4 protein-coding genes are annotated in these 2,732 nt (G+C 63.7%); 1 reads left to right on the plus strand and 3 read right to left on the minus strand.

All coding sequences use genetic code 11. The features are described 5' to 3' along the window. The coding region (locus tag VN004_RS07565) for a tripartite tricarboxylate transporter substrate-binding protein (protein ID WP_325608572.1) at positions 1–279 on the plus strand (279 nt) is incomplete at its 5' end. Between the two features lie 71 nt (positions 280–350). Here the strand turns inward: VN004_RS07565 and VN004_RS07570 are convergent. From VN004_RS07570 to VN004_RS07580, 3 genes are all read right to left on the minus strand, one after another. Beyond that, the gene (locus tag VN004_RS07570) at positions 351–1,241 is read right to left on the minus strand and encodes a VOC family protein (RefSeq protein WP_325608574.1); all 891 of its coding nucleotides are present in this window, start codon (positions 1,239–1,241) and stop codon (positions 351–353) included. Positions 1,242–1,372: 131 nt separating this feature from the next. After that, the gene (locus tag VN004_RS07575) at positions 1,373–2,179 is read right to left on the minus strand and encodes an aspartate dehydrogenase (protein ID WP_325608576.1); all 807 of its coding nucleotides are present in this window, start codon (positions 2,177–2,179) and stop codon (positions 1,373–1,375) included. Between the two features lie 2 nt (positions 2,180–2,181). Then, a partial coding sequence (locus VN004_RS07580) for a 4-hydroxyphenylacetate 3-hydroxylase C-terminal domain-containing protein (RefSeq protein WP_325608578.1) occupies positions 2,182–2,732 on the minus strand: 551 nt, incomplete at its 5' end.

Here is a 2,732-nt window from a genome sequence, read left to right on the forward strand (position 1 = left end):
CCGGATGTGCCGACCGCGGCCGAACTCGGATACAAAGGCTATATCGGGCGGCCATTCTTTGCGTTGTTCGCTCCGGCCAACACGCCGCAACCGATTATCCAGAAAATGCGGTCGGAAATCGCAGCGATCATCTCGGACCCGGCCTTCGCGAAGCGCAACATAACCGACCGCGGGCTCGCACCGGCTGCGTGGACGCTCGATGAGTTGCGGGCGGAGATTGCCACCGGCCGCAAGGCTGCCCCGCAGGTCGTTCTGGACGCGGGGCTTAAGGCAAACTGACTAAGGCAAACTGAAGTCCGGTTGGCTCCGGCATTCCGATGCCGGAGCCCAAGGCAAGACGGAAAGCGTGGCTACTTGGCCGGCGCCATGACGGCCGCGCTGTCCTTTTTCGCGGTGTAGGTTTCGGTTCCGACCCAGCCGTGCTTTGAAATATCGAACACCACGCCGTCGTGGTCCTTGAACTTCTTTTCGAAGTTGCCGTGCTTGGCATCGCCGAAATCGAAGAAGAAGGAACCGCCGGCGTTCTGAATCCACTCCTCGGCCTGTTTCAGATCCCCGACCTGGAAGCCGCAATGATTGGCGCCGGGCTTGTATTTGTCCTCCGGCATGGCGGGGCGGATCAGCGCGAGATTGGTGGTGCCGTCAGTGAGATAGACGGCCGAGCCCATCGGCTGATGGTCATAGCCGAGGTGTTTGAGCCCGAACACCGCCTGATAGAATTCGGCCTGCTTTTCGAGTTCGCGCACGAACAGCGCCATGTGCTTGATCCGGCCCTTCAGGCTCTCCTGCGGCACGAGGGTCTCGTCGAGGAAAGCATGCGCAGGATCGGCCTTGATCTTGCGGCCGTCGGTGCCGACCCAGCCATTCTCGGAGATGTCGAAGATGATGCCCTCGGGGTCCTTGAATTTGCGCTCGAAATTGCCTTTGCGCTCGTCGCCGAGGTCGAAGAAGAACGTGCCGCCGTGCTTTTCGATCAGCGCCTGCGTGTCCTTCATGCTGTCGACCTGAAAGCCGAAATGGTTGGCGCCGATCTGGCCTTCGGGCTTGTCGCCGAAATCGTGGCCTTTGTTGCCCTTGAAGTTGAGCAGCGCGAGATTGATCGTGCCGTCGCCCATGTAGACCGCGGAGCCGATCGGCAGGTCCTCGCGGCCGTGCCGCTTCATCCCGAACACGTCGCCGTAGAACCGGGCCGCCTTGTCCAGGTCGCCGACGCACACCGCAAAATGACGCAACCGGGCCATGATCTGCCTCCGCCGCTTTGTCCATTACATTCGATTGAATGCATTATAGGGCCGAACGGCGCCCGATGAAATAGTGCGGATTTTTCGCGCGTGACGGCCTTGATGCTGCGCAAACGCTTGCGCCGCAGAGGCTAGATCACGACCGGCCTGGATTGCTGCTCGATCAGGCGGACCAGCGACAGCGCGGTCAGCTCCGAGGATTTCGGGTTGGTGGCAAGCGGGTTGTTCTCGAGCGTGATTGACATCTTTCCGAAGGCGCCTTCCGCGGTGATCGTATGGCCGTTCAGCCGCACGGCCGGGTCGGCGATCAGTTCGACGCGCGTGCGGTCGAGCCCGATACCGGCGAGCGAAGTGACCACCGTGGCATTGGCATTCTGCGGATATTGACTGGCAGCCTCCCGCGCGCTGCCTTCGAAAAACACCGTTCGCTCCCGGAGCGAGGCAAGGTCGAGCAGCTTTTCCGCCGGGGTGCCCTTCCAGGCCACCGGTGGTTTGACGATTTGATGCGTCACCGCGTCGAGGCCGAGCACGGCAGCGCCCGCGAGCGCATCCAGACCTCCGATTGCCCCGGACGGGATCATGATGCGGCTGCCATTCGTCTCCGCGATCGCGGCAAGGCGCGGCAGCAGCGCGTCGTCGCAGAAGGCCGAGGTCGAGGCGATGATCATCGCCGGCGCTGCGGCGAGCGCCGCGGGCGCCCAGGCGTCAATCGCGGCACGGCCGGCGGCTTCCACCACGAGGCCGGGTTTCAAGGCCGCGAGGTCGGAGGGGGAGGGCAGGAACGGCACGCCTTGCGGAATGCGGGCGCGTTCGGCCGGATCGTCCTTCGTCGCGACGCCGACAATGTCCACGGGTGCGCGGCGCTCTTTCAGGAGATCGGCGACACGCGAATTGATGGCGCCGAAACCGATGAAAACCAGACGCAACCGTGCCGACATCTTTACTCCGCTGCTTCTGCCTGTTCGCCGGGCGGCGTCATGCGCTGCAGGATCGCGTCGATGCGATTCTGCCAGGCCGCCCATGGCGCCTCGCGGTAATTGTGGTTGCGTACCACGAAGGACGCACCGGGGAAAAATTTCTCGTATTGCAGATGCCGTCCGCCAAGCTCCGAGCCGACGATGTCCCAGGCGAGGCGGAACAGCTTCATGCGGTCGAGCGCGCTCATGTGCGGCGTCTGCCAGAAGGTGCGGAATTGCTCGGAGAGAGGTCCGTCTTCCAGCACCGAACCGTCCGCCGGCATCTGCAGCATGCCGCCGCCGCAGAGTTCACGCAGCGTGTCGATGACCGCCGAGTAATTCTCCACGCCCCAGTTCAACCCCGCATACATCATGCGGCGATTGAAGGTGACATAGCCCTTCACCGGCCATTCCTCGCAGGCCTCGATCTGGCCCGCAACGATGGCTTCGAGCAGGGCTTCGAGCGCGGCGAGGCGGCCGAGCGTCTCGCGCACCGCCGGCACCTCGGCGGCGCCGTTCGCCTGCGCGATGCGGC

The organism is Pseudorhodoplanes sp. (assembly GCF_035565855.1).
Classification (GTDB): domain Bacteria; phylum Pseudomonadota; class Alphaproteobacteria; order Rhizobiales; family Xanthobacteraceae; genus Pseudorhodoplanes.

Coding starts and splice junctions, on each gene's coding strand:
- VN004_RS07570 (WP_325608574.1), bottom strand. CDS start 1,241: ATGGCCCGGTTGCGTCATTTTGCGGTGTGCGTCGGCGACCTGGACAAG.
- VN004_RS07575 (WP_325608576.1), bottom strand. CDS start 2,179: ATGTCGGCACGGTTGCGTCTGGTTTTCATCGGTTTCGGCGCCATCAAT.